A 25,059-nucleotide genomic window follows, 5' to 3' on the forward strand; every position below is an offset into this window, starting at 1 on the left:
TCACGCCTCCTTCGGGTCGACAGGGCCGGCGGCAGGGTGGGATGGACGGCGGTTGCGGCGCAGCGGCGGCTTGGCTCCCAGTCGCTTGGGATCGAGACCGGACCACGGATGACCGCTCGAGAAGAAGTTCGTCCGGGCCAGGATCGTCAGCAGCGGCTTGGTGAACAGGAACACGACGACCACGTCGAGCAGCGTGGTCAGGCCGAGCGTGAACGCGAAGCCCTGGACCTTGCCGACGGTGACGATGAAGAGCACCGCGGCGGCGAGGAACGACACGAAGTCGGAGACCAGGATGGTGCGCCGGGCCCGTGGCCAGGCACGCTCGACCGCGGGGCGCAGCGAGCGGCCCTCGCGGATCTCGTCGCGGACGCGTTCGAAGTACACGATGAACGAGTCCGCCGTGATGCCGATGGCGACGATGGCACCGCAGACGGCAGGCAGGTTCAGCGCGAAGCCGATGGTCGGGCCGAGCAGCGACATCAGCGTGTACGTCAGGGCCGCGGAGGCCAGCAGCGACAGCAGGGCGATCAGCGACAGACCGCGGTAGTAGACCAGCAGGTAGATGACGACCAGGCCGAGGCCGATCGCACCGGCGATCAGACCGGCCCTGAGCTGCTCACCGCCGAGCGCCGCGGTCACCGTGGTGACGCTGTCCTCCTGGAAGGACAGCGGCAGGGCGCCGTAGGACAGCATGTTGGCGAGGCTCTGGGCCGAGTCCTGGGTGAAGTTGCCGGAGATCTCGGCATTGCCGCCCGTGAGGGCCTGGCTGACGTAGGGGTCGGAGACGACCTCGCCGTCCAGGACGATCGCGAACTGGTTCTGCGGGGACTGGTTCTTGGCCAGCTTGCCGGTGATGGCGGCGAACTTCTTGCTGCCACCGGACGTGAAGTCCATGGTCACGGTCCAGCCGGCGCCGGTCTGCGTGTTCAGGACGGCCTGGGCCTTGTCGACGTCCGTGCCGTCGACCTCGGCGGGGCCGAGGATGTACTTCTGCCACTGGCCGGAGGAGTTCTGGCCACAGGCCACGGTGTAGTCGGTGGGCTTGGTGCCGTCGCCCGCCTTGGCGCGGACCGACTTCTTCGTGCAGTCGAGCGCGGCGTACTGCGCCTGGAGCTTGCTGGAGGCCTCGTCACCGGTGGGGGTGGCGCTCGCCGACGGTGTGGCGCTCGCGGACGGCGTGGAGTCGGCCTTCAGGGCGTCGGTGACCGCGCGGCCCTGGGTGGTGGAGGTCGCCGACGGCGTACCGGAGGGGGTCGACTTGTCGGTCGCCTTGTCGGTCGCCTTGTCGCCGGAGTCGCCCGAGGCGCCGGGGGACGCGCTCGGCGAGGGGGTCGCCTGTGCGCCGGTGCCGGCGACCTCGGTGGCGATCACCGGGCGGAAGTAGAGCTTGGCGGTGGTGCCGACCTGGTCCCGGGCTTCCTTGGAGTTGGTGCCCTTGGGGATGTTGACGATGATGTTGCGATCGCCCTGGGTCTGTACCTCGGCCTCCGAGACACCCAGACCATTGACACGGCGCTCCATGATGTCGACCGCGGTGTCCATGTTGGTCTTGTTGATCGCGGATTCCTGGCCGGGCTCGGCGACCGCGCGAAGCGTGATGCTCGTGCCGCCTGCCAGGTCGATACCGAGTCGCGGAGTGGTGTGCCCCGAGGCGAACATCCCTCCGGTGAGCGCCGCGATGGCGATCAGGATGAGGGCCAGCGAGCGCCCTGGCTTGCTCTGGGCGCTCGCGCTCCGGCCCTTCTTAGGTGCTGCCACCTTCTCGTACTCCCTCTCGGGCCGCCTCACTCCGGATCGACGGGCTGGCGGCCATGACATGGTGTCGGGATCCCGGGCGAAGTCGGCATGCCCGGGGGCGCGCAGGCATGGCCCGCGCGCCCCGGAACATGGCTACTTCGCGTCGGAGTCGCCGTCGGTCTTCTTCGGCTCGTCGTCGGCCTTCGCCTCGGCGGCGACGGAGGCGTCGGACGGCTCCTCGGCCTCGTCGTTCTCGTCCTTCTTACCGAAGTCGACGGCCTTGTCGTCGGAGGCGGCGGCAGCGTCGGGCTCGTCGGTGTCGGTGAGGGAGGAGGCGTCGTCCGGGACGACGTCGGACTTCAGGTCGTGCTCGATGCCGTGCACGATGCGGTTGTACTCGTCATCGGAGAGGACGGCACCGATCGCGTTCTTGGCGAAGAGGAGCTCCACGCCCGGGCCGGCGTCGAGGAGGACGGTGTCGTCGCTGACCTCCTTGACGGTGCCGTACATGCCACCGATGGTGCGGACACCGGATCCGGGCTGCATCTGGTTCCGCATGTCGGCGGCCTGCTGCTGCTTCTTCTTCGCAGACCGGGTCATCAGGAACATGGCCCCGATGAGCACGATGAACGGGAGGAGGGTCACGAGACTCACGGGTCGGAACTTCCTTCACACGACCGCGATCTTGAGCGGCCTGATGGTTGGGGGATTTTCTGCCGCCGACAAAGGCGGCATCGGCGGAGTCTAAGCGAGTCTCCGCGCATGGAACAACGCTCAGCATGGCACCGGGGTTCCTGCTCCGGCCACCAAGCTCGCCGTCACCGCCCCATCACGCCCCGAAGAGGTCCTGTTGTCCGTTTCCCGCAGCTGACGAGCGCGGCGGCGTGAGGCCGAGATGCGCCCACGCGGCCGGTGTCGCGACGCGTCCGCGCGGGGTCCGGGCGAGCAGGCCCTCCCGTACGAGGAAGGGTTCGGCGACCTCTTCCACGGTCTCACGCTCCTCCCCCACGGCGACCGCGAGCGTGGACAGGCCGACGGGGCCGCCGCCGAACAGCTTGAGCAGGGCCTCCAGGACCCCGCGGTCCAGCCGGTCCAGGCCGCGGGCGTCGACCTCGTACACGGCCAGGGCGGCCCCGGCGATGTCACGGGTGATGATTCCGTCCGCCTTGACCTGGGCGTAGTCCCGCACGCGGCGCAGCAGGCGGTTGGCGATACGGGGCGTGCCGCGGGAGCGGCCGGCGATCTCGGCGGCGCCGTCGGCCTCGATCTCGACGTCGAGCAGGTTCGCCGAGCGGTGGATGACGCGTTCCAGCTCGGCGGGCTCGTAGAACTCCATGTGCGCGGTGAAGCCGAAGCGGTCACGCAGCGGCGGCGGCAGCAGACCGGCCCGGGTGGTGGCTCCGACCAGGGTGAACGGGGGCAGCTCCAGCGGGATGGCGGTGGCGCCGGGCCCCTTGCCGACGATCACGTCGACGCGGAAGTCCTCCATCGCCATGTACAGCATCTCCTCGGCGGGCCGGGACATGCGGTGGATCTCGTCGAGGAAGAGGACCTCGCCCTCCTGGAGGGAGGAGAGGATCGCGGCGAGATCGCCGGCGTGCTGGATGGCGGGGCCGCTGGTGATGCGGATGGGGGCGTCCATCTCGGCCGCGATGATCATCGAGAGGGTGGTCTTGCCCAGGCCGGGGGCGCCGGAGAGCAGCACATGGTCGGCGGTGGCGCCACGCGCGCGTGCGGCGCGCAGGACCAGGTCCAGTTGCTCGCGGACCTTCTCCTGGCCGATGAACTCGCCCAGGTCCTTCGGGCGCAGCGCGGCCTCGACGGCCTGGTCCTCACGGTCGGCGGACGAACCGACGAGCCGCTCGGAGGCGGGGGTGTCGGTGGTGTCGTCCCAGTTCACTGCGGTTCTCCTAGCGATGAAAGCGCCGGACGATAGGGGCGGCCGGGGGTCCGGGCGTCGGTCCCCTGAAGACACAGCATGGAGTGTGCCTCGGAGTCGCGGTCGATGGGTCGTACGGGGGGCCGGGCGTCCTGGGTGCGGCGCTTTCGGGCCGTTCCGGGACGCCGCCCGGTCAGCGCGCTCTGTTCAGGGTCTGCAGGGCGGCCTTCAGCAGCTGTCCCACCTGGGGCGTGCCCCCGGCGGCCTCGGCCTGCGGTGTCACGGCGGTGACCGCCTCGTCCGCCTCGCGGGTCGCGTACCCGAGGCCGATCAGTGCCGCGTGCAGCTGGTCGCGCCAGCCCTGGCTGACCGGGGCGCCCACGGCGGGGGCGCCGAGGGGCTCGCCGAGGCGGTCCTTCAGCTCCAGGAGCAGCTTCTGGGCGCCCTTCTTGCCGATGCCGGGCACGGCGGTGAGCGACTTCTCGTCGGCGGTGGCCACGGCTCTGCGCAGCGCGTCGGGCGAGTGCACGGCCAGCATGGCCTGGGCCAGGCGCGGGCCGACGCCGCTCGCGGTCTGGAGCAGCTCGAAGGTCTGACGTTCGTCGTCGTCGGCGAAGCCGTACAGGGTGAGCGAGTCCTCACGGACGACGAGGGAGGTGGCCAGCTTGGTCTGCTGGCCCATCCGCAGGCCCGAGAGGGTGTTCGGGGTGCACTGGACGGCGATGCCGATCCCGCCGACCTCCACCACCGCGGAGTCGGGGGCGAGGGCGGCGACCGGGCCGCTGAGAGACGCGATCATGCGAGACGGCCTTTCGACGGAGCCTTGGCGGTGTGCAGGGCGACGGCCTGCTGGAGCCGGTTCTGCGCGGGGGCGCGCCAGATGTGGCAGATGGCGAGCGCGAGGGCGTCGGCGGCGTCGGCCGGCTTGGGCGGGGCGCTGAGCCGCAGCAGCCGGGTGACCATCGCGCCGACCTGTGCCTTGTCGGCGCGGCCTGAGCCGGTGACGGCGGCCTTGACCTCGCTGGGGGTGTGCAGGGCGACGGGGATGCCGCGGCGGGCGGCGCAGAGCATGGCGACGGCGCTGGCCTGGGCCGTACCCATCACCGTACGGACGTTGTGCTGGCTGAACACCCGCTCCACGGCGACGAATTCGGGTTCGTGCTCGTCCAGCCACCTCTCGATGCCCTGCTCGACGGCGACGAGGCGGTGGCCCAACTCGGCGTCCGCGGGGGTCCTTACGACACCGACGCCGAGCATGGTGAGCGGGCGTCCGGCGACGCCTTCGACCACGCCGACACCGCATCGCGTCAGCCCCGGGTCCACCCCAAGTACGCGCACCGCGCCCCCTCCTTCGCTCGCCTGTTTGTGCAGGCTATCCGGTGCCACTGACAACGCCGGTCAGCAACTCCCGGCAAAGCGACGGGCCGACGGGGATGCCCCGTCGGCCCGTTGAGCCCATGCAGCTCTCGGCGGCGCTACGCGTCCACCTTCTCCATGATGTCGTCGCTGACGTCGAAGTTGGCGAAGACGTTCTGCACGTCGTCGCTGTCCTCCAGCGCGTCGATCAGCTTGAAGATCTTCTTGGCGCCCTCTTCGTCCAGCTCGACCTGCATGGTCGGGACGAAGCTGGAGTCGGCGGAGTCGTAGTCGATTCCGGCCTCCTGCAGAGCGGTGCGGACCGCGACCAAGTCGGTGGCCTCGCTGAGCACCTCGAAGGACTCGCCGAGGTCGTTGACCTCCTCGGCGCCCGCGTCCAGGACGGCGGTGAGGACGTCGTCCTCGGTCAGCTCGCCCTTGGGGACGATGATGACGCCCTTGCGGTTGAACAGGTACGACACCGAGCCCGGGTCGGCCATGTTGCCGCCGTTGCGGGTCATGGCGACACGGACGTCGGAGGCGGCGCGGTTGCGGTTGTCGGTGAGGCACTCGATGAGCACCGCGACGCCGTTCGGGCCGTAGCCCTCGTACATGATCGTCTCGTAGTCGGCGCCACCGGCTTCGAGACCGCCGCCGCGCTTGATCGCGGAGTCGATGTTCTTGTTCGGAACCGACTGCTTCTTCGCCTTCTGGACGGCGTCGTAGAGCGTCGGGTTTCCTTCGAGGTCGACGCCGCCCATACGCGCCGCGACCTCGATGTTCTTGATCAGCTTCGCGAAGAGCTTGCCGCGCTTGGCGTCGATCACGGCCTTCTTGTGCTTCGTCGTGGCCCATTTAGAGTGGCCGGACATCTGCCTGTCTCCTTCGCGTAACCCATCTATGAACGAACGCCAGAGATCCTACAAGGACTCCGCTGTCCGGTTCGCGCGCACCATGTCGGCGAACAGGCCGTGGACACGGTGGTCGCCGGTCAGTTCCGGGTGGAACGACGTGGCCAGCACATTGCCCTGGCGGACCGCGACGATGTGGCCGTCGTGCTCGGCGAGGACCTCGGCCTCGGCGCCGACGGACTCGACCCAGGGGGCGCGGATGAAGACGCCCTCCACAGGATCGCCCGGGATGCCCTTCACGTCGAGTGCGGCCTCGAAGGACTCGTTCTGGCGGCCGAAGGCGTTGCGGCGCACGATCATGTCGATGCCGCCGATCGTCTCCTGACCCGAGCGCGGGTCGAGGATCTTGTCGGCGAGCATGATCATGCCGGCGCAGGTGCCGTAGACGGGGAGGCCGTCACGCACGCGTGCGCGCAGCGGTTCCATCACGCCGAACAGGACGGCCAGCTTGGAGATGGTGGTGGACTCGCCGCCGGGGATGACGAGTCCGTCGATCTCGGCGAGCTCCTCGGGGCGCCGCACCGGCCTGGCCACGGCGTCGACCGCGGCCAGGGCGATGAGGTGCTCCCGTACGTCGCCCTGGAGGGCCAGGACGCCTATGACGGGGGTGTTGCTCATGGGAGGCAGTGCCTTACCAGCCGCGGTTGGCGTAGCGCTCGGTCTCGGGGAGGGTGTCGCAGTTGATGCCGACCATGGCCTCGCCGAGGTTGCGGGACGCGTCCGCGATGATCTTCGGGTCGTCGTAGAAGGTCGTCGCCTTCACGATGGCGGCGGCGCGCTTGGCCGGGTCGCCGGACTTGAAGATGCCGGAGCCGACGAAGACGCCCTCGGCGCCGAGCTGGCGCATCAGCGCGGCGTCGGCCGGGGTGGCCACACCGCCGGCGGAGAACAGCACGACCGGGAGCTTGCCGAGCTCGGCGACCTCCTTGACGAGCACGTACGGGGCGCGCAGCTCCTTGGCGGCGGCGTACAGCTCGTGGTTGTCGAAGCCGCGCAGCTTGGCGATCTCGTTCTTGATCTGGCGCAGGTGGCGGACGGCCTCGACGACGTTGCCGGTGCCGGCCTCGCCCTTGGAGCGGATCATGGCCGCGCCCTCGGCGATCCGGCGCAGGGCCTCGCCCAGGTTGGTGGCGCCACAGACGAACGGTGTGGTGAAGGACCACTTGTCGGAGTGGTTGACCTCGTCAGCCGGGGTGAGGACCTCGGACTCGTCGATGTAGTCGACGCCGAGGGACTGCAGGACCTGGGCCTCGACGAAGTGGCCGATGCGCGACTTGGCCATGACCGGGATCGAGACGGCGTCGATGATGCCCTCGATCATGTCGGGGTCGGACATCCGGGCCACGCCGCCGTCCTTGCGGATGTCGGCGGGGACCCGCTCCAGGGCCATGACGGCGACGGCGCCCGCGTCCTCGGCGATCTTCGCCTGCTCCGGCGTGACGACGTCCATGATCACGCCACCCTTGAGCTGCTCGGCCATGCCGCGCTTCACACGGGCGGTGCCGATCTCGGGGGTCTGGTTTTCGGAGTTGGACACGGGTGACCTCACACGGTGAAAGAGGGTTACTGCAAGCACTGAGGAAACGGGACCCGACCAGGCCACAGCAAGGGCCAATGACAAGCCGGTGGATCGTTTTCCCGGCCCGAGGCGGATCGGCGCCGGTCAGGCGGCCCGCTCGACGAGCGCCGTGGGCGGCTCGTCGTCCATCTCGAACGCCATCGGGAAGGGTGCGTGTCCGGCCAGCCGGAACCAGCGGACCTTGCGGTGCCGGCGCAACGCCCTGGCCGCCCGTACGGCGTCGTTGTGGAACCGCCGGGCCATCGGCACCCGGCGTACCGCCTCGGTGAGCTCACGGGCCGCTTCCTCGCCGCCGGGCGCCTCCCGTACGGCCTCCACCTGCTGGGGTTCGGCGAACACCGCCCGCAGCGCCTGGCTGAGCTCGCTCTCGGCGACCTCCCGCTGTTCCTCCTCGGCCTGCCGGGCGGCGTGCGCGGCCTCGTAGAGGACGATCGACGCGGCCGGGTCGAGGACGCCGGAGGTGGCCAGTTCCTGGGCCACGGAGGCGCGGCGCAGCAACTGCGCGTCGAGCGCGGCACGCGCCGCGTCGATCCTGGCGTGCAGCCGGTCGAGGCGCCCCGCGGTCCAGCTCAGGTAGAGGCCGATCGCCACGAGGGCGACGAGGATCCAGATGAGAGTTGCGGTCACGGGCGGAAAGCCTACGGGGGTGCCCCGCCGGGTGAACCGCTCGGCCCGCCCGTGCCCCGGACCGCCGGGTCACCCAGGCCGGCTGCCCGCCGGACCGCCGCGTCACCCAGCCCGCCTGTGCACCGGCACACCATGGCCACCCGGCCCGCTCCCGCGCCGGACCACCAGGCCACCCGGCCCGCCCGCGCCCCGGACCGCCGGTTCACCCGGTGCGGGCGCGGTCAGTCCCGCGCCAGTCCCAGCCGGGCCCGCAGACCGCTTCCGCCGCCTGAGGGCCGGTCGTCCGCCGCCACCGCCGCCGCGCCCGCGGTCACCGTCTCGTACACGGACAGGATGTCCGCGCCGACGGTCGACCAGTCGAAGCGGCGGACGTGTGCGCTGCCCCGCTCCTGGAGCTCGGCCCGGCGGGCCGGGTCCTCGAGGAGGCGTACGGCGGCCTCGGCGAGGGCGTCCGCGTCCTCGTTGGCGAAGAGTTCGCCGGCCGCGCCCTGGTCGAGGACCTGGGCGAAGGCGTCGAGGTCGGAGGCGAGGACCGGGGCGCCCGCCGACAACGCCTCGACCAGGATGATCCCGAAGCTCTCGCCGCCGGTGTTGGGAGCGACGTACAGGTCGACGCTGCGCAGGAAGCGGGCCTTGTCCTCGTCGCTGACCATGCCGAGGAACTCGACGCGGGAGCGCAGCTCGGCGGGCAGGGACTCCACCGCCTCCTTCTCGTCGCCCCGGCCGGCCACGAGGAGCCGGGTCTGCGGGCGGGCGGCGAGGATCTTCGGCAGCGCCCGCATCAGGACCGGCAGGCCCTTGCGCGGCTCGTCGATACGGCCGATGAAGCCGATCGTGTCGCCCTGCCACTCGGGGTTGGGCTCGGCCTTGGCGAAGAAGTCGACGTCGACGCCGTTGGGGATGACGACCGCGTCGCCGCCGAGGTGTTCCACCAGGGTGCGGCGGGCGTACTCGCTCACCGCGATCCGGGCGCTGATCTTCTCCAGGGCAGCCTGGAGGATGGCGTACGCGGCGATCATGGCCCGGGAGCGCGGGTTGGAGGTGTGGAAGGTCGCCACGATCGGGCCCTGCGCCGCCCAGCAGGTCAGCAGGCCCAGCGACGGTGACGTCGGCTCGTGGATGTGGATGACGTCGAACCGGCCGTCGTGCAGCCAGCGGCGCACCCGGGCCGCCGAGAGGAACCCGAAGTTCAGGCGCGCGACCGAGCCGTTGTACGGCACCGGGACGGCGCGGCCCGCGGAGACGACGTAGGGCGGCAGCGGGGTGTCGTCGTCGGCGGGGGCCAGCACGGAGACCTCGTGGCCGAGCCGGATGAAGTACTCGGCGAGGTCGCGGATGTGGAACTGGACGCCACCGGGGACGTCCCAGGAGTAGGGGCAGACGATGCCGATCCTCACGAGGGTCCCTTCGAGGGGTCCAGATCAGCGAGCCACAAGCGCTGGAGCATGTGCCAGTCCTCCGGATGTTCCGCGATCCCCGAGGCGAAGGCATCGGCCAGCGCCTGTGTCATGACAGACGTCTTCTCGGCCCGGGTACCTGACTCGGGTACCTCGATCGGGGGATGCACCCGGCCCTGCATGACGGGCGATTCGTCGTACCAGAGCGTCACCGGGAGCAGCAGGGCTCCCGTCTGCTGGGCGAGCAGTGCGGGACCCGCGGGCATACGGGCCGTGGCGCCGAAGAAGTCCACCTCGACGCCGGAGGCGGACAGGTCGCGATCGGAGACCAGGCAGACCAGGCCGCCATCGCGCAGCCTGCGGGCCAGCGTGCCGAAGGCGGTGCCGCCGCTGTGCGGCAGGACCTCCATGCCGAGGCCCTCGCGGTAGGCGACGAAGCGGTCGTAGAGGGTCTCCGGCTTGAGGCGCTCGGCGACCGTCGTGAACGGAGTCTGAAGCTTGGTGGTGACCCAGGCGCCCGCGAGATCCCAGTTGCCCAGGTGCGGCAGGGCGAGGATGACGCCCTGGTCGGAGGCCAGGCCGTCGGTCAGGTAGTGGACGTCCTTGGGGTCGAAGCCGTTCTTTATGCGCTCCGGGCTCCAGGCGGGCAGCCGGAAGGACTCCATCCAGTAGCGCAGGTACGAGCGCATGCCCGCGCGCGACAGCTCCGCCAGCCGCTGCGGGCTCGCGTCGGGCACCACGCGCGCGTAGTTGCTCTCCAGGCGCTGGACGCCCTTGCCGCGCTGCTTCCAGGCGAGGTCGGCGATGGCGCGGCCGAGCCGTACGGCGACCGGCTCGGGGAGCTTCTTGACGGTGCCCCAGCCCAGTCCGTACAGCGCGTCGGTGAGCCGCTCCTGGGCACTCACTTGGCGGCCTCGCTCCCGTGAGAGGCGTTCTGCGGCTTCTCCGGCGCGGCCTCGGCGGACTCCGCCTCGGCGGACTCGCGGCGGACCGTGACGACGCGCTGGATCAGCGTCACCAGGCTACCGACCGCGACGATCCACAGGGCGACGGGCAGCAGGTACTGGATGCCGGGCACGCCGAACTTGTGCAGGCCCGCGAAACCGGCCGCGACCAGCGAGATCACCAGCCGCTCGGCGCGCTCGACCAGGCCGTTGACCGCGACCGGCAGCCCGATCGACTCGCCGCGCGCCTTGGTGTACGACACCACCTGACCGCTGGCCAGACAGAAGATCGAGACGGCGCACAGCACGAGGTCGTCGCCGCCACCGGCGTACCAGAGGGCGAAGCCGCCGAAGATCGCGCCGTCGGCGACGCGGTCGAGGGTGGAGTCCAGGAAGGCGCCCCAGCGGCTGGAGCGGCCGAGCTGGCGGGCCATGTTGCCGTCGACGAGGTCCGAGAACACGAACAGCGTGATCACGACCGTGCCCCAGAAGAACTCGCCCATGGGGTAGAAGACCAGCGCGCCCACGACGACACCGGCGGTTCCGAGCAGAGTGACGGTGTCGGGGCTGACGCCCCTTCTGATCAGAAACGAGGCGAACGGCGTGAGAACACGCGTGAAGAAAGCACGCGCGTACTTGTTCAGCATGGCCTTCCCGAGGGTCGGTGTGACGCCGGACGGCCCCTGCTGGCCACCGGCTGGCCCATCGTAGCCACGCGTGCGTGCGTGCGAGCGCCGGGCACTCGTACCGGCCGCGAGCGGCACCGGTCCACCGGTCCCGGATGGCAGGATCCCGTCCGCCGTATGGACGCACCGTGACGGGAGTGGAAAGCTCGAAGGACCGCGGGCGTCATCGAAGCCGCCACCGCACGCGGATGCTGATGTCCGCGCCCACAGTGACCTCACCGTGCACGGGAGGCAGGATCATGGGCGACAAGGCGAACGCACACCCTGGGGCCGCCGGCAGGGCTACAGCGGCCGACCAACCCGCGTCCGTACGGAATGTGGTGCTGGTCGGCCACTCCGGATCGGGCAAGACCACATTGGTGGAAGCCCTCGCGCTGACGGCGGGGGCGGTGAACCGGGCGGGCCGCGTGGAGGACGGCGGCACGGTCTCGGACTACGACGAGATCGAGCACCGGCAGCAACGCTCGGTACAGCTCTCCCTGGTGCCGGTCGAATGGGACGGCATCAAGGTCAACCTTCTGGACACCCCCGGATACGCCGATTTCGTCGGGGAGCTCAGGGCCGGTCTGCGAGCCGCGGACGCGGCCCTTTTCGTCGTCTCCGCCTCGGACGGCGTGGACGGCTCGACCCGCATGGTGTGGGAGGAGTGCGCGGCCGTCGGCATGCCGCGCGCGATCGTCGTCACGCATCTGGAGGCCGCGCGGGCCGACTACGAGGAAATGACGCGGATCTGCGCGGAGGCCTTCGGCGGCGACGACCCCGACGCGGTGCTCCCGCTGTATCTGCCGCTGCACGGCCCGCAGGGTCCCGACGGGCACGCGCCCGTGACCGGTCTGATCGGGCTGCTGTCGCAGAAGCTGTTCGAGTACTCCACCGGGGAGCGCAAGGAGTCCGAGCCGGGCGAGGACCAGCTTCCGGAGATCGACGAGGCCCGCAACCGGCTGATCGAGGGGATCATCGCCGAGAGCGAGGACGAGACCCTCATGGACCGCTATCTCGGCGGCGAGCAGGTCGACGTCAAGACGCTCATCGAGGACCTGGAGCGGGCCGTCGCGCGCGGCACGTTCTTCCCCGTCCTGGCCGCCGCGCCCGCCGCCGACGGCGCCCGCCAGGGCCTCGGCACGGTCGAGGTGCTGGAGCTGCTCACACGGGGCTTCCCGACGCCGCTGGAGCGCGAGGCGCCCCGGGTGACCACGGTGGACGGCAAGCCGCGCGAGCTGAAGCTCTGCGATCCGGACGGCCCGCTGGTCGCGGAGGTCGTGAAGACCGCGTCCGACCCGTACGTCGGCCGGGTCTCGCTGGTCCGCGTCTTCTCCGGCACGCTGCGCCCCGACGAGACGGTGCACGTCTCCGGGCACGGCCTGGAGGACCGCGGGCACGAGGACCACGACGTCGACGAGCGGATCGGCGCCCTGTCCGCCCCGTTCGGCAAGCAGCAGCGCCAGCTCAGCCACTGCATCGCCGGGGACCTGGCGTGTGTGGCGAAGCTGAGCCGCGCGGAGACCGGCGACACCCTGTCGGCCAAGGACGACCCGCTGCTGATGGAGGCCTGGCAGATGCCGGATCCGCTGCTGCCGCTGGCCATCCAGGCGCACAGCAAGGCCGACGAGGACAAGCTGTCGCAGGGCCTGTCGCGGCTGGTCGCCGAGGACCCGACCATGCGCCTCGAGCAGAACCAGTCCACCCACCAGGTGGTGCTGTGGTGCCTGGGCGAGGCGCACGCGGACGTCGCCCTGGAACGGCTGCGCAGCCGCTACGGCGTGCAGGTCGACCTCGTACCGCACAAGGTCTCCCTGCGCGAGACGTTCGCCGACCGGTCGGCGGGCCGCGGCCGGCATGTGAAGCAGTCCGGCGGCCACGGGCAGTACGCCATCTGCGAGATCGAGGTGGAGCCGCTGCCGGGCGGCTCGGGCATCGAGTTCGTGGACAAGGTGGTCGGCGGCGCGGTGCCCCGGCAGTTCATCCCGTCGGTGGAGAAGGGCATCCGGGCCCAGGCGGCCAGGGGCGTCGCGGCGGGCCATCCGCTCGTCGACATCCGGGTCACGCTGCTGGACGGCAAGGCGCACTCGGTGGACTCCTCCGACGCCGCGTTCCAGACGGCGGGCGCGCTGGCGCTGCGGGAGGCGGCGGGGGACGCGAAGATCCATCTGCTGGAGCCGGTGGCCGAGGTGTCCGTGCTGGTCGGGGACGACTACGTCGGCGCGGTGATGAGCGACCTGTCCGGGCGCCGCGGCCGTGTCCTCGGCACCGAGCAGACCAGCGGCAACCGCACGCTCATCAAGGCCGAGGTGCCCGAGATCGAGATCGGCCGGTACTCCGTCGACCTGCGGTCGCTGTCGCACGGCACCGCGCGCTTCAGCCGTTCTTACGCACGGCACGAACCGATGCCGCAGCAGATCGCCGAAAGGATCCGTGAAGAGGCGCGCGACGCCTAGCAGTTGGCGCCGGGCGCGGCGGAGTTCTCCTCTCCGCGCCGGGCGCACCCCAGTTCTCCCCTCCGCGTCGGCGGGCGGCTTCGGCCGTCCGCCGACGATTGTCGGTGGCGGGGGATACTCTGATCATTGATCAACAGGTGTGCGCGGTACGGAAGTCGGGAAGGCCGCAGAAGCGACAGTGCGGCGACTGGGGGCGGGAATGACCGTTGAGAGCGGTTACGCGGACATCTTCGGTCCGCAGGTGCCTCGCACGGCCGGCGAGGGTCAGACGGCGACGTTCGCGCTGGCCTCGGCGGCCTATCGGGACAACCCGTACGAGGACATCAAGAAGGCCGACAACGAATGGCACCAGACCGACGTCAAGGCCGGTCGCAAGTGGGCGAAGATCTTCCGGCCCAACCTGGGTGAGGCCTACTCGCGGGCCGTGGTGGACCGCATGATCGGCCCCGGCCGCAAGCCCCTGATCCAGTCCTTCGGCACCGAGCCGCAGGTCGTGGTCGAGCACGCGCTGGCCGCCAACAACATCCGCAAGACCCGCGACCGGATGCTGAGCGCCATCATGGTCCTGTGCGGTGTGCTGTTTCTGCCCGGGCTCCTGCTGTGGCTGCTGGTCTTCACGCTGCGCACCACCATCGTCAAGCGGGACGAGAAGCGGGGCGGCGCGCTCGGCTCCGTGCTCCTGGCCGCGGCGGGCGTGTTCGCCGTGATCTTCCTGCTGCGGATGCCGTTCACCGGCTTCTGGGCCTGGTACGCGCGAGCCTGCGTCCTGATGCCGGTCGTCGGCTGGTTCTGGGCGAAGCTGGTCTGCGAGCGCACCGCGCGGGACTTGCGGGAGCGGTGGGACAGCCTGCTGGCCGGCAGCAGCGTCGGCGCGAAGGTGCCGGAGGCGGTGCCGACCAGCCCCACCGAGACCCAGGCCGAGCAGCTGCGCCAGTCCCTCGCCAAGCTCAGCGCCGAGCAGCAGTCCAACTCCGTGTTCTACGCCGGGCCCAAGGGGATACTGGGCATGGGCACGCGCTGGGGCAGCTGGCAGCTGGCCGAGGACCTGGTGGCCGCCGACTCCACCCGTGAGATCCACCCCTTCCGCAGCTGGGACGTGATCCGCGCGGTCCACGACCAGCTGCGGATGCTGGAGCGCGGCCCGCTGAACACCGGTGGTTTCCCGAAGCCTTCGATACGGCACTGGGTCGTCACGCCGATCGCCGAGGGCGCGAAGGCTGTGTCCCGGCCGGAGGGCACGGACGTCGAGGCGTACCAGGTCAAGTCGCATGCCATACAGGACATCTGCAACAAGCAGCAGTTCGGCAGCGGCGACCGGCACTATCTGGGCGTCCAGTGGACGCTGTGGGACGGCCAGTTGATCATCACGATGCTGATCACGGTGACCGTGCTGCACGAGACTCTGCGCATCGAGGTGACCGGGCACGCCCTCGGTCCGGTGAACGGGCTGTTCCAGGAGAAGCCCGAGGCGCCGACCAAGGAGGTCGCCAAGTCGCTCAAGCCGTGGGAGACCCGCAAGGTGAAGCTGCCGCTGGTCAACACCGACGAGGTGGTACGGCTGGCGGTGCGGGCCCCGATCTCCTGGTATCCGCCGCTGCTGAACTGGCTCGGCGGGACGATCGGGCTGCCCGAGCCGTTCGGGGTCCGGCACGCATGGGCGGACCAGCCGTGGCGGCACCGGTTCATGGCGGACGACGCGCTGCGCGCGGCCACTCCGGTGCTGCGCGTGGTGCACGCCGCGGCGATCAAGGTGCTGGCCGAGAACGGCGTGGACACCGAGAAGTTCGGTGCGCGGTCGTCGTTCCTGAGCACGGCCGTGCAGGATCCGTCGCCCCGGAAGGCCGACGTGTACGACGCGTAGGCCTCCGGCGGTTGAGCCGCTTCGAGATGGGTCCGGGCGCACGCCCCTGGGGGCTGCGCCCCCAGACCCACCTTCGGCCTGGACGGCCTCGTCCTCAGACGCCGGACGGGCTGATGGAGGCAACCGTCGGCCGAGAGATCAGGCCGTCGGCCAGACCTCCGCCAGCATCTTCCTCGTGTCCGCCAGGAGCTGGGGCAGCACCCGTGTGTGGCCCACGACCGGCATGAAGTTGGTGTCGCCGCCCCAGCGCGGGACGATGTGCTGGTGCAGATGGGCCGCGATGCCGGCGCCGGCGACCGTGCCCTGGTTCATGCCGATGTTGAAGCCGTGGGCGCCCGAGGCGGTGCGCAGGGCCGTCATCGCCTGCTTGGTCAGCGCGGCGAGCTCGATCGTCTCCGGCTCGGTGAGGTCGGTGTAGTCGGCGACGTGACGGTAGGGCACGACCATCAGATGGCCGCCGTTGTAGGGGTACAGGTTGAGGACCGCGTACACCTGCTCCCCGCGCCGGACGACCAGGCCGTCCTCGTCGGACTTGGCCGGGATGGAGCAGAAGGGGCAGCCGTCTTCGGCACCGGGACCGGTCGGCTTGTTCTCACCCTGGATGTAGGCCATCCGATGGGGCGTCCACAGGCGCTGGAACGCGTCCTGGATCCCCACTCCCCACTGCTGCTCCGGCTCACTCGTCATGCGTGAAGCATATGGCTTCGACCATTCACGGCGTGTCGCCGGGGCGACGGGAGGGCCGGCACCGGCCAAGCTGAGCCGGTGGACGACGACAGCCCTTACGCCCGCTGGGAGCAGCGCACCGAGATCTCGCTGTTCCTGGCGTCGCTGCTGTTCCTGGCCGCCTATGCCGCTCGCGTCCTTGCCGTGAGCATGCCGTCCTTCTGGAAGGACGTGTGCCTGTACACGATGGTCGCGCTCTGGCTGCTGTTCGCCGTGGACTACGTGGTGCGCTGGCGACTGGTCGGCGGGCGTTTCCTGCACTTCGCCAGGACGCACTTCCTGCACACGGTCGTGGTGCTCCTGCCGCTGCTGCGGCCGCTGCGGATCGTTCCGCTCTACGACGCCATCCAGCACCGGCAGGGGGAACCCCGGCTCGCGCTGCACGCGCGCGTGATCGCCTACGCGAGCCTGTCGACCCTGCTCCTCGGTTTCGCCGGTGCCCTCGCGGTCTATCAGCAGGAACGCGGCGCGCCCGGTGCCACCATGCGCACGTTCGGGGACGCGGTGTGGTGGGCCGCCGAGACCATCAGCACGGTCGGCTACGGCGACATCACCCCGGTGACCACCGGCGGCCGGACGATCGCGATGGTGATGATGGCCGGCGGGCTGGCCCTGCTCGGTGCGGTGACGGGATCGTTCTCCTCCTGGCTGCTGCAGATCTTCTCCCGCGAGAGCGACAAGAAGCCCCCGGAGAGCTGAGCGCTCCCGGGGGCTTCCTGATCGTGTTCGGCCGGATCAGACCTGCGCCCGCTCCTCGACGACCTGCGCGATCTTCGCGATGGCGTCGTCGAAGGGGATGCCGTTCTCCTGCGAGCCGTCGCGGTAGCGGAAGGAGACGGCGTTGTTGGCCATGTCCTCGTCGCCCGCGATGACCATGAACGGCACCTTCTGCTTCTGGGCGTTGCGGATCTTCTTCTGCATACGGTCCGAGGAGGAGTCGACCTCGACGCGCAGGCCCTTCTTCTTGGCGGCCGCGGCGAACTTCTCCAGGTAGTCCACGTGCCCGTCGCCGATCGGGATGCCGATGGCCTGGACCGGGGCCAGCCACGCCGGGAAGGCGCCCGCGTAGTGCTCCAGGAGCACCGCGAAGAACCGTTCGATGGAGCCGAACAGCGCGCGGTGGATCATGACCGGGCGCTGCTTGGAGCCGTCCGCGGAGGTGTACTCCAGGTCGAAGCGCTCCGGCAGGTTGAAGTCGAGCTGGATGGTCGACATCTGCCAGGTGCGGCCGATGGCGTCCTTGGTCTGGACGGAGATCTTCGGCCCGTAGAAGGCGGCGCCGCCCGGGTCGGGCACGAGCGGCAGCCCCTGCTTCTCGGCGACCTGGCGCAGCGTCTCGGTCGCCTCCTCCCAGACCTCGTCGGAGCCGACGAACTTCTCCGGATCCTTGGTGGACAGCTCCAGGTAGAAGTCGGTCAGACCGTAGTCGCGCAGCAGGCCGAGGACGAAGGTGAGCGTCTTGTCGAGCTCCTCCGACATCTGCTCACGGGTGCAGTAGATGTGCGCGTCGTCCTGGGTGAAGCCACGCGCGCGGGTGAGGCCGTGCACGACGCCCGACTTCTCGTACCGGTACACGGTGCCGAACTCGAAGAGGCGCAGCGGCAGTTCACGGTAGGAGCGGCCGCGCGCGTCGAAGATCAGGTTGTGCATCGGGCAGTTCATGGGCTTGAGGTAGTAGTCCACGCCCTCGTCGAGCTGCATGGGCGGGTACATGCCCTCGGCGTACCAGTCCAGATGCCCGGACGTCTCGAAGAGCTTCCCCTTCGTCGCGTGCGGGGTGTAGACGAACTCGTAGCCCTCCTCCTCGTGCCGGCGGCGCGAGTAGTCCTCCATGACCCGGCGGATGATGCCGCCCTTGGGGTGGAAGACGGCGAGGCCGGAGCCGATCTGCTCCGGGATCGAGAACAGGTCGAGTTCGTTGCCCAGCTTGCGGTGGTCTCGCTTCTCGGCCTCGGCGAGGAAGTCGAGGTACCCCTTCAGCTCGTCCTTGGACGGCCAGGCGGTGCCGTAGATGCGCTGGAGCATCGGGTTCTTCTCGCTGCCACGCCAGTAGGCGGCGGCGTTGCGCATCAGCTTGAACGCCGGGATGTTCCGGGTCGACGGCAGATGGGGACCGCGGCAGAGGTCCTTCCAGCACAGGTCGCCGGTCTTGGCGTCGAGGTTGTCGTAGATCGTCAGCTCACCGGCGCCGACCTCGACGTCCGCGCCGTCGTCGGAGGAGGCGGAGCCCTTGAGGCCGATCAGTTCCAGCTTGTAGGGCTCGGCGGCGAGCTCCTCGCGGGCGGCCTCGTCGGTGACGACGCGGCGGGCGAACTTCTGCCCCCGCTTCTGGATCTCCTGCATCTTCTTCTCGATGGCCTTGAGATCCTCGGGCGTGAATGGCTTCTCGACGTCGAAGTCGTAGTAGAAGCCGTCCTTGACCGGCGGGCCGATGCCCAGCTTGGCCTCGGGGAACAGCTCCTGCACGGCCTGCGCCATGACGTGCGCGGTGGAGTGGCGCAGGATGTTCAGACCGTCCTCGGAGGAGATCTCGACACCCTCGACCTCCTCGCCGTCGGCGAGCACGTACGACAGGTCCTTCAGCTCGCCGCCCACGCGCGCGGCGATGATCGAGCGCTCGCCGGCGAAGAGGTCGGCGGCCGTAGTCCCCGTTGTCACCACGCGCTCTTCCCGCTCGGAATCGCGTTGGATGATCACACGGACGTCTGACACCGGTCTCTCCTGACTGAAGGTGGGGTGCGGCGCCATACCAGGAGCGCGCGCATTACGCGATCGTACCGACCTCGGACGGCCGACCGCGAAACGGTCACCTCCGGCCCCACGGCTCCCCGGTCCCCCAGCCCCTTCAGTCCCCCGCGTCCTCCCCGCCGCACGCCTCCTCGAAGAAGTCCAGGTCCTCCTGGAGCGACTTCATCAGGCGGTCCCGCTCGGCCTCGTCCACCTGGACCGGTACGACACCGGAGGCGTCGGTGATCTTGCGGAAGCCGCCGCGGCTCTCCAGGCGGCCGTGCACGCGGACGGGGAGACCGACGAGGTGGGCGTGGCCCGCTATGCGGTACGCCTCCTCGTCGAGGGTCAGCCGGACGTGCGGCACCTCGGCGCCCGCGATGACGCGCAGCCGTACGGTGCCCTCCCCGCGCGGCCCCGATCTGCGCATACGGACGACGGCGCCCGTGATCCTGACCGGTACCGACGGCTCCTCGCGCAGATAGCGGGCCCCGGCCTCGCGCAGCACGGGCAGGTCGCCCGGCGAGAACTCGACGGGCTCGACGCCGGCCGCGCAGTCCGCGGGCACCCCGGCCGCGGGCGACCAGTCGACGGCGATGCGGGCGCCCTCGGTGCCGCGCACCAGCACCACCAGCGCTTCGGTGAGCTCTCGGCTGACGCCCGCCTCGACGGCCCCGTCGAAGGCGTCCATGCCGCCGGTGGCCCGCTGGTAGTCGATGGCCTCGCGGGCGGCGTACAGGGCCTGGTGGAGGCGGACGGCGAGCGGGCGCGCGGCGCCGACCGGCACGAAGGCGGCGAGGTGGTGACCGCCAGCGCCGGAGCCGACGAGGACGCTCTCCAGCATCGCGGCGGCCGAGCGGCGGTGCCGGGCGCCGTAGTAGCCGGCACGCGCACGTGTGGCGAGCGCGGCGGCGAGGAGCAACTGCCGTGCGGCGGTGCGCAGTTCCTCCTCCACCGTCCAGGGCGCGGCCCCCGCGGGCCCGCTCGGCGCGTCCCGCCACCAGCGGACCTCGTCGCTGGGCACGGCCAGCCCGACCAGCACCTCGCGCGCGGAGGGCATACCGCTGCGGGACAGGGCGATGAGCGCCTCGCCGAGCAGGTCGTCGCTGTCGGGGAAGGCGCGGGACTCGGGCACCAGCAGGCTGGTGCCGTTGCCGCCGGGGCCGGGCGGGGTCCAGCGGCCGTAGCGTCCCGCCGCTCCCCCGCGCCGCTGCCAGCCGTGCCGGTGCAGCAGGGCACTGAGGACCGCCGGGTCGACCTCCCCGGGCTCGGGGGGACGCTCCCAGGACGCGTCGGCCGGGTGCGGCCGCACTGGTCGTACCGGCTCCTCCAGGGGGCGATGCGTCATGGTTTGCCTCCCGTCCCGACCCGCGTCATGATCTCGCAGAGCGCCCGGTCGTCGAAGATGCGTGAGGTCGGTATCCGCACGGTGGTGCGGCGCCGCCCGGTGATCGGGTGTCCGGCCAGGTTGACCCAGTAGCAGCAGTGCCGCAGGTCGAGCCGGTCGTGGCCGGCGCGCAGCCACTGTTCCTGCGACCGCGGGACGATCATCACGACCAGGATCTTGTGCACCGAGACCGGGGTACGGGCGAGCTTCGCCAGATGGTCGTTGTCGAGCGTGAAGGAGAAGAACCGGCGGATCTGGAGGGGCGGGGGCGCAGCCCCCTCCGTTGAGGGTGGCGGTGGGAGACGGGCGGGCGGGTTCGGCGCGAGCTGGTAGGTGGCCTTGAGCTGCACCTTGATGGTGACCTCGTCGTCGACCGTGTGGCCGGGTGCGCTGTGGCTGACGTGCCAGTCGATGCCGTTGTCCGGAAAGGGCTGGGACAGCGAGCATCCCGACGCCGCGGCGACGGCGTGCAGATAGCCCACCTGCAGTGTCTCCATACAGGCGGTAGTGGCGAGTGAACCGCGATGGGGGCCCGTGCGTTCGGGCAGCAGCCCGCCCCGCTCGGGCTGCGCTATCGCCATGACCAACAGCCTTCCACGCCAGGTGAATCCCCGTACCGGGCCGCTGAACTGCAAAGACCCGCACTCCTGTTGTGTCCTCCCGGCGTACGCCGCAAACGGCCCGGGTATCACCAAACGGGCAGAAGACGGTACGTCAGCTGCCGTGGGTGAACGAGGGGTTGTGTAGGTATGGCGTGCTGGTATGAGGGCCCGCTGGCGGCATTCGACACGGAGACAACAGGCGTGGACGTCGAGACCGACCGGATCGTCTCGGCGGCCGTCGTCGTCCAGGACGCCCCGGGCGCCCGGCCTCGGGTGGCCCGGTGGCTGGTGAACCCGGGTGTGCCGGTGCCGGAGGCGGCGACGGCGGTACACGGACTGACGGATGAGCATCTTCAGCGCAACGGCCGCTGGCCGGCGCCGGTGATGCAGGAGATAGCCGAGGAACTGGCGGCGCAGGCCGCGGTGAACCGGCCGATCGTGGTGATGAACGCACCGTTCGATCTGACGCTGCTGGACCGCGAGTTGCGCCGCCATCGCGCGTCGTCCCTGGACCACTGGTTCGAGACGGCGCCGATGCTGGTGCTGGACCCGCGTGTCCTCGACAAACACCTGGACCGCTACCGCAAGGGCCGTCGCACCCTGACGGACCTGTGCGCGCACTACGGCGTCACGCTGGACGGCGCGCACGAGGCGGCGGCCGACGCACTGGCGTCGCTGGAGGTGGTACGGGCCGTGGGGCGGCGTTTCGCGGCCCGGCTGGAGCGCCTGTCCCCCGCGGAACTGCACACGCTCCAGGCGGTGTGGCACGCGGCACAGGCACGTGGCCTGCAGGCGTGGTTCGCCCGCAGCGGCAGCGAGGAGGCGGTGGACCCGGCGTGGCCACTGCGCCCGGACCTGCCGGCGGCGGCATAGGCCTCGCGGCCCGGCCGACGGCAACGCCGGTCGGGGGTGTGGGTGGCGGAGCCCCCACTCCGCGCGGCGAAGCCGCTCAAAACACAAAGAGAGCGACGTGGTCCGCGTTGTTTGCGGACACACGTCGCTCTCGCGAACGTGGGCGATACTGGGTTCGAACCAGTGACCTCTTCGGTGTGAACGAAGCGCTCTCCCACTGAGCTAATCGCCCGGGAACGCACTGAACAATACAGGTCCCGGCGCGTTTCCTTCAAACCGCTTGATGACCACCGGCAAGGTAGGCCGTCAGTCCGCGCCGACCGGCCCGCATCATCAGCCAGTGGTTGGCACGGAAGACGGGCCGCCCGGGTACCGCGAGCCGCCGCAGCAGCGGCTTGTTCACGTCGACGACCTGCTCGTAGCGAGCCAGGCTGCCGCCGCCGCGCGGGGTGACGGTCCAGCGCGCCCAGCCGTCGATGTCCCCGCTCATGGCGATCTCCAGCACTCCGGCGGCACGGTCCCGGAGCACCTCGCGCACGCTGAAGGTCATGGCGTACGGCAGGACGGAGCGGATCGTGATCACACCGCTGGTGTCGTCGGTCCGGGTCACCTCACGCACCTGGGGCCACCAGCGGGGGTAGTCCTCGGCCCGCTCGAGGGCGTCGTAGACGGCGGCGGGCGGCGCGGGCAGGGCCCACAGGCTGAGGAAGCGGTAGTGGCTCCAGTCCATGGGCCGAGTCTGCCCCCGCCGGCGGGTTCCCGCCGTATCTGAGTACGTTCTGAGTACGCGCACTCATGCCCTACGGGGTGACGCGGACCACACTCCTGCCATGACGCACTTTCCGTCCCCGGCCGAGGAGTTGCGGCTCCTCGACCTCGAACTGCGCCAACTGGACGCCCGCCGGGCCCAGTTGCTGCACCGCCGAGCCTGGCTGGTCACCGCACTGCAAACGGCGGCTCCCCGCTCCGCACCCACCACGGCCGGACCGCCCCGTCCCGAGGCCTCGGGGCCCCGGGTCCAGAACGTCCTGCTGGTGCTGGGCGGTGTCCTGCTCACCATCGCCGCGATGGCGTTCACGCTGGTCAGCTGGGGCCACATGGGGATCGCCGGGCGGGCCCTGGTGCTCGGCGGGGTCACCGTGGCGGTGCTCGCCGCGCCGGTGCCGCTGCTGAAGCACGGGCTGCGCTCGACCGCCGAGTCGGTGGCGGGCCTGGGGCTCGCGCTGACGGTGCTGGACGCCTACGCGCTGCACGAGGTCGGGTTGGCCGGCGTGGACCCCACGGGCTACCTCGCGGCCGCTTCGGCGGTGCTTGCTGCGCTGTGGACGGCGTACGGCCTGGCGCCGCGCACCTCCGAGCTGCGTCTGCCCCTGCCCGCCGCACTGTCGGCCGCCCAACTCCCGCTCGTTCTCTGGGCGGTGGCGGCGGACGCGAGCCCGTTCTGGGTCACCTCCGCCGTGCTGGTGACGGCCGGGTTCGACGCGGGTGTGGCGCTCCGGGTGCCCGCCGGGGCCGTACGGATCACCGCGGTGATCGGTGCCTACGGCATGGGCGCGTGGGGCGTGTGGGCCGCCGGCTGGCTGTCCTGGACGGCCACCGGCCCGAGCGCCGCCGCCCGTGCGGCGGCGCTCCTCCTCTTGGCCGCGGGCATCGCGGTCACGGCGGCGCTGCGGGAGGTCGCCGCGAAGCAGGCGCTCGGCCTCTCCGTCGGCGCCGGTCTCCTCACGGTCGCCGCGTTCGGCGGCACGGCCCGCCCACTGCTGCCGGAGGCGTGGACGGTTCCGGCGTATCTGGTGTGCGGGATCGCCCTGTTGGCGGCGGTGCGGGCGGACCGGCTGCCGCAGGCGCTGCGCGACGGGCTCACCCGGGCCTCCGCCGCCGTACAGGGACTCGCCCTGTTGTGGACGCTGCCGCCGGTGGCGATCGCGCTGGTGGGTCCGGTGGCCTGGGTGGAGCAGGTGTGGTCCGGGGCGCCCGGTGATGTCCGGCAGGCCATGGCGGTCGACGCTCCGTGGCCGCCGGACACGGAGACAGTACCGGTCGTCCTGGCAATGGTCGCGGCCGTACTGCTCCTCGCGGCGCGCGACGCCGCGTGGCGGACCCGGGCCCTGACCGGTGTGCTGGTTCTGGCGTGGGCGACGGCACTGGTGCTTCCGGCGGTGCTCGAAGTCCCTTACGCCGTGGGCCTGGTGGCCCTCACGGTCACGACGGCCGGCGCGCTCGCAGCGGCCGCGTGGATACGGCCGTCCGAGCAGCCGGAGGAGGAGATGTCGGCGGCGTCCACGGAGGAACCCGCGGCCTCCGCCTCCGCGGAAGAGCCCGCGGCGACCACGGCCACTGCCCTCGGCGTGCCCACTCCGCGGACGACCGCCACGGTCCTCGCTCTCCTCACCTCCCTCCCCCTCGCCTTCCTCGCCCTGACCAGCGAGGCCGCCACCCTCACCGTGCTCGCCGCGCTGACGGCGCTCTTCGCGGCGGCCTCCTGGAAGGCGCACCTCGCTCCGGTCACGGCCCCCGCCGGGCTCGCGTACGCCGCCGGGCTGGCCTGTGCGGCGGGTGCCGCGGCCGGCTGGCAGCCGCAGTACATCGCCCTGCTGGTCCTGGCGGTCCCGGCGGCCGCGGCCCTGCTCGCGGCGCGGCTCGGTGCGGCGCGGGCGACGGTCCCGGTCGAGGTGACGGGCGCACTCGTCGCGCTGCTCGCCGTCGCGCTGGCCGCGGCCCCGGCCGACCTGCCGATGCTGGCCCTGGTGCTGGCGCTGTGCGGTGTGGTCACCGCCGGTACGGCGATACGCCCGGAACGCCGGTCCGTGGCCTACGCCTCAGCCGCGCTGTTCGTGCTGGCCACGTGGGTGCGCCTGGCGGCCTGGGACGTCGCGACGCCCGAGGCGTACACGCTGCCGGTCACCGTCCCGGCCCTGCTGGTCGGCGCCCTGCGCAGGCGGCGCGATCCGCAGACCTCGTCCTGGACGGCCTACGGCCCCGGGCTCGCAGCCACGCTCGTGCCGAGCCTCCTCGCGGCCTGGGGCGACCCGCAGTGGACCCGCCCCCTGCTCCTGGGCCTGGCGGCCCTGACGGTCACCCTCCTGGGCGCCCGCCACCACCTCCAGGCACCGCTCCTGCTGGGCGGCGCGGTACTGGCCCTGGACGCCCTGCACGAACTCGCCCCGTACATCGCCCAGGTGACCGACGCCCTCCCCCGCTGGGTACCGCCGGCCCTGGCCGGCCTTCTCCTGCTGGCCATCGGGGCAACGTACGAGCAACGCCTCAGGAACGCCCGAAGGATGCGGGATTTCCTGGCGAACATGCACTGAAACGCCTCTGACAGGGGCGCGGGGAACTGCGCGACCAGCCAC

The 25,059-nt window shown here is 71.1% G+C and carries 22 protein-coding genes and 1 tRNA gene; 5 read left to right on the plus strand and 18 right to left on the minus strand.

Annotated elements, in window-relative coordinates; translation table 11 throughout:
- The 12 genes from secD to pgsA all read right to left on the minus strand — a co-directional run bounded on the left by secD (window position 1) and on the right by pgsA (window position 11,077).
- On the minus strand, window positions 1–1,758 hold the full coding sequence (gene secD / locus ACFPQ9_RS37085) for a protein translocase subunit SecD (protein ID WP_380863258.1): 1,758 nt from the start codon (window positions 1,756–1,758) through the stop codon (window positions 1–3).
- A 132-nt stretch (window positions 1,759–1,890) separates the two neighbouring features.
- The gene (gene yajC / locus ACFPQ9_RS37090) at window positions 1,891–2,391 is read right to left on the minus strand and encodes a preprotein translocase subunit YajC (protein ID WP_380863260.1); all 501 of its coding nucleotides are present in this window, start codon (window positions 2,389–2,391) and stop codon (window positions 1,891–1,893) included.
- A gap of 175 nt (window positions 2,392–2,566) precedes the next feature.
- Window positions 2,567–3,637 (minus strand): Holliday junction branch migration DNA helicase RuvB, encoded by a 1,071-nt coding sequence (gene ruvB, locus ACFPQ9_RS37095; RefSeq protein ID WP_380863262.1) that lies wholly within the window; start codon window positions 3,635–3,637, stop codon window positions 2,567–2,569.
- 172 nt (window positions 3,638–3,809) lie between these two features.
- Window positions 3,810–4,415: a Holliday junction branch migration protein RuvA gene (gene ruvA / locus ACFPQ9_RS37100; protein WP_380863264.1), complete on the minus strand. Its 606-nt coding sequence runs from the start codon at window positions 4,413–4,415 to the stop codon at window positions 3,810–3,812.
- Window positions 4,412–4,954: a crossover junction endodeoxyribonuclease RuvC gene (ruvC, locus tag ACFPQ9_RS37105; protein ID WP_380863266.1), complete on the minus strand. Its 543-nt coding sequence runs from the start codon at window positions 4,952–4,954 to the stop codon at window positions 4,412–4,414. Before ruvC ends, ruvA begins: the two co-directional genes overlap by 4 nt.
- Window positions 4,955–5,091: 137 nt before the next feature.
- Entirely contained in the window at window positions 5,092–5,844 is a 753-nt protein-coding gene (locus tag ACFPQ9_RS37110; RefSeq protein ID WP_380863268.1) for a YebC/PmpR family DNA-binding transcriptional regulator, read from the minus strand.
- Between the two features lie 48 nt (window positions 5,845–5,892).
- Window positions 5,893–6,501: a pyridoxal 5'-phosphate synthase glutaminase subunit PdxT gene (gene pdxT, locus ACFPQ9_RS37115; protein ID WP_380863270.1), complete on the minus strand. Its 609-nt coding sequence runs from the start codon at window positions 6,499–6,501 to the stop codon at window positions 5,893–5,895.
- Between the two features lie 13 nt (window positions 6,502–6,514).
- Window positions 6,515–7,420: a pyridoxal 5'-phosphate synthase lyase subunit PdxS gene (pdxS, locus tag ACFPQ9_RS37120; RefSeq protein WP_380863272.1), complete on the minus strand. Its 906-nt coding sequence runs from the start codon at window positions 7,418–7,420 to the stop codon at window positions 6,515–6,517.
- A 126-nt stretch (window positions 7,421–7,546) separates the two neighbouring features.
- Complete coding sequence (locus tag ACFPQ9_RS37125; RefSeq protein WP_380863274.1) at window positions 7,547–8,089, minus strand: LemA family protein; 543 nt, start codon at window positions 8,087–8,089, stop codon at window positions 7,547–7,549.
- Between the two features lie 221 nt (window positions 8,090–8,310).
- Entirely contained in the window at window positions 8,311–9,486 is a 1,176-nt protein-coding gene (locus ACFPQ9_RS37130) for a glycosyltransferase family 4 protein (RefSeq protein ID WP_380863276.1), read from the minus strand.
- Complete coding sequence (locus tag ACFPQ9_RS37135) at window positions 9,483–10,391, minus strand: phosphatidylinositol mannoside acyltransferase (RefSeq protein WP_380863278.1); 909 nt, start codon at window positions 10,389–10,391, stop codon at window positions 9,483–9,485. The genes ACFPQ9_RS37130 and ACFPQ9_RS37135 overlap by 4 nt, the downstream gene beginning before the upstream one ends.
- Window positions 10,388–11,077: a phosphatidylinositol phosphate synthase gene (gene pgsA, locus ACFPQ9_RS37140; RefSeq protein ID WP_380863280.1), complete on the minus strand. Its 690-nt coding sequence runs from the start codon at window positions 11,075–11,077 to the stop codon at window positions 10,388–10,390. The genes ACFPQ9_RS37135 and pgsA overlap by 4 nt, the downstream gene beginning before the upstream one ends.
- 278 nt (window positions 11,078–11,355) lie before the next feature.
- Here pgsA and ACFPQ9_RS37145 point away from each other — a divergent pair, with 278 nt between their 5' ends.
- On the plus strand, window positions 11,356–13,551 hold the full coding sequence (locus ACFPQ9_RS37145; protein WP_380863282.1) for an elongation factor G-like protein EF-G2: 2,196 nt from the start codon (window positions 11,356–11,358) through the stop codon (window positions 13,549–13,551).
- 199 nt (window positions 13,552–13,750) lie between these two features.
- Complete coding sequence (locus tag ACFPQ9_RS37150) at window positions 13,751–15,412, plus strand: hypothetical protein (protein WP_380863284.1); 1,662 nt, start codon at window positions 13,751–13,753, stop codon at window positions 15,410–15,412.
- Window positions 15,413–15,550: 138 nt separating this feature from the next.
- Here the strand turns inward: ACFPQ9_RS37150 and ACFPQ9_RS37155 are convergent, their stop codons facing one another.
- Entirely contained in the window at window positions 15,551–16,099 is a 549-nt protein-coding gene (locus tag ACFPQ9_RS37155; RefSeq protein ID WP_380863286.1) for an HIT family protein, read from the minus strand.
- 78 nt (window positions 16,100–16,177) lie between these two features.
- Here ACFPQ9_RS37155 and ACFPQ9_RS37160 point away from each other — a divergent pair, with 78 nt between their 5' ends.
- Entirely contained in the window at window positions 16,178–16,837 is a 660-nt protein-coding gene (locus tag ACFPQ9_RS37160; protein ID WP_380863288.1) for a potassium channel family protein, read from the plus strand.
- Between the two features lie 36 nt (window positions 16,838–16,873).
- Here the strand turns inward: ACFPQ9_RS37160 and thrS are convergent, their stop codons facing one another.
- The 3 genes from thrS to ACFPQ9_RS37175 all read right to left on the minus strand — a co-directional run bounded on the left by thrS (window position 16,874) and on the right by ACFPQ9_RS37175 (window position 20,833).
- Window positions 16,874–18,850, minus strand: coding sequence for a threonine--tRNA ligase (gene thrS / locus ACFPQ9_RS37165; protein ID WP_380863290.1), 1,977 nt, complete (start codon window positions 18,848–18,850; stop codon window positions 16,874–16,876).
- Between the two features lie 133 nt (window positions 18,851–18,983).
- Window positions 18,984–20,213 (minus strand): hypothetical protein, encoded by a 1,230-nt coding sequence (locus ACFPQ9_RS37170; RefSeq protein WP_380863292.1) that lies wholly within the window; start codon window positions 20,211–20,213, stop codon window positions 18,984–18,986.
- Complete coding sequence (locus ACFPQ9_RS37175; protein WP_380863294.1) at window positions 20,210–20,833, minus strand: DUF4365 domain-containing protein; 624 nt, start codon at window positions 20,831–20,833, stop codon at window positions 20,210–20,212. Before ACFPQ9_RS37175 ends, ACFPQ9_RS37170 begins: the two co-directional genes overlap by 4 nt.
- Before the next feature lie 168 nt (window positions 20,834–21,001).
- On the opposite strand from ACFPQ9_RS37175, the gene ACFPQ9_RS37180 reads away from it, so the two are divergent.
- Window positions 21,002–21,727 carry a 3'-5' exonuclease gene (locus ACFPQ9_RS37180; RefSeq protein WP_380863296.1) on the plus strand — a complete coding sequence of 242 codons (726 nt, stop codon included), beginning with the start codon at window positions 21,002–21,004 and terminating at the stop codon, window positions 21,725–21,727.
- Between the two features lie 139 nt (window positions 21,728–21,866).
- On the opposite strand, the gene ACFPQ9_RS37185 is transcribed toward ACFPQ9_RS37180, so the two are convergent.
- Together ACFPQ9_RS37185 and ACFPQ9_RS37190 are read right to left on the minus strand one after the other, a co-directional pair.
- A tRNA-Val gene (locus ACFPQ9_RS37185) sits at window positions 21,867–21,938 on the minus strand.
- Between the two features lie 39 nt (window positions 21,939–21,977).
- The gene (locus tag ACFPQ9_RS37190) at window positions 21,978–22,436 is read right to left on the minus strand and encodes an SRPBCC family protein (protein ID WP_380863298.1); all 459 of its coding nucleotides are present in this window, start codon (window positions 22,434–22,436) and stop codon (window positions 21,978–21,980) included.
- Window positions 22,437–22,536: 100 nt separating this feature from the next.
- On the opposite strand from ACFPQ9_RS37190, the gene ACFPQ9_RS37195 reads away from it, so the two are divergent.
- Window positions 22,537–25,017 (plus strand): SCO7613 C-terminal domain-containing membrane protein, encoded by a 2,481-nt coding sequence (locus ACFPQ9_RS37195; RefSeq protein WP_380863300.1) that lies wholly within the window; start codon window positions 22,537–22,539, stop codon window positions 25,015–25,017.
- Window positions 25,018–25,059: the final 42 nt, after the last annotated feature.

The organism is Streptomyces coerulescens, from assembly GCF_042657965.1.
Taxonomy (GTDB): domain Bacteria; phylum Actinomycetota; class Actinomycetes; order Streptomycetales; family Streptomycetaceae; genus Streptomyces; species Streptomyces coerulescens.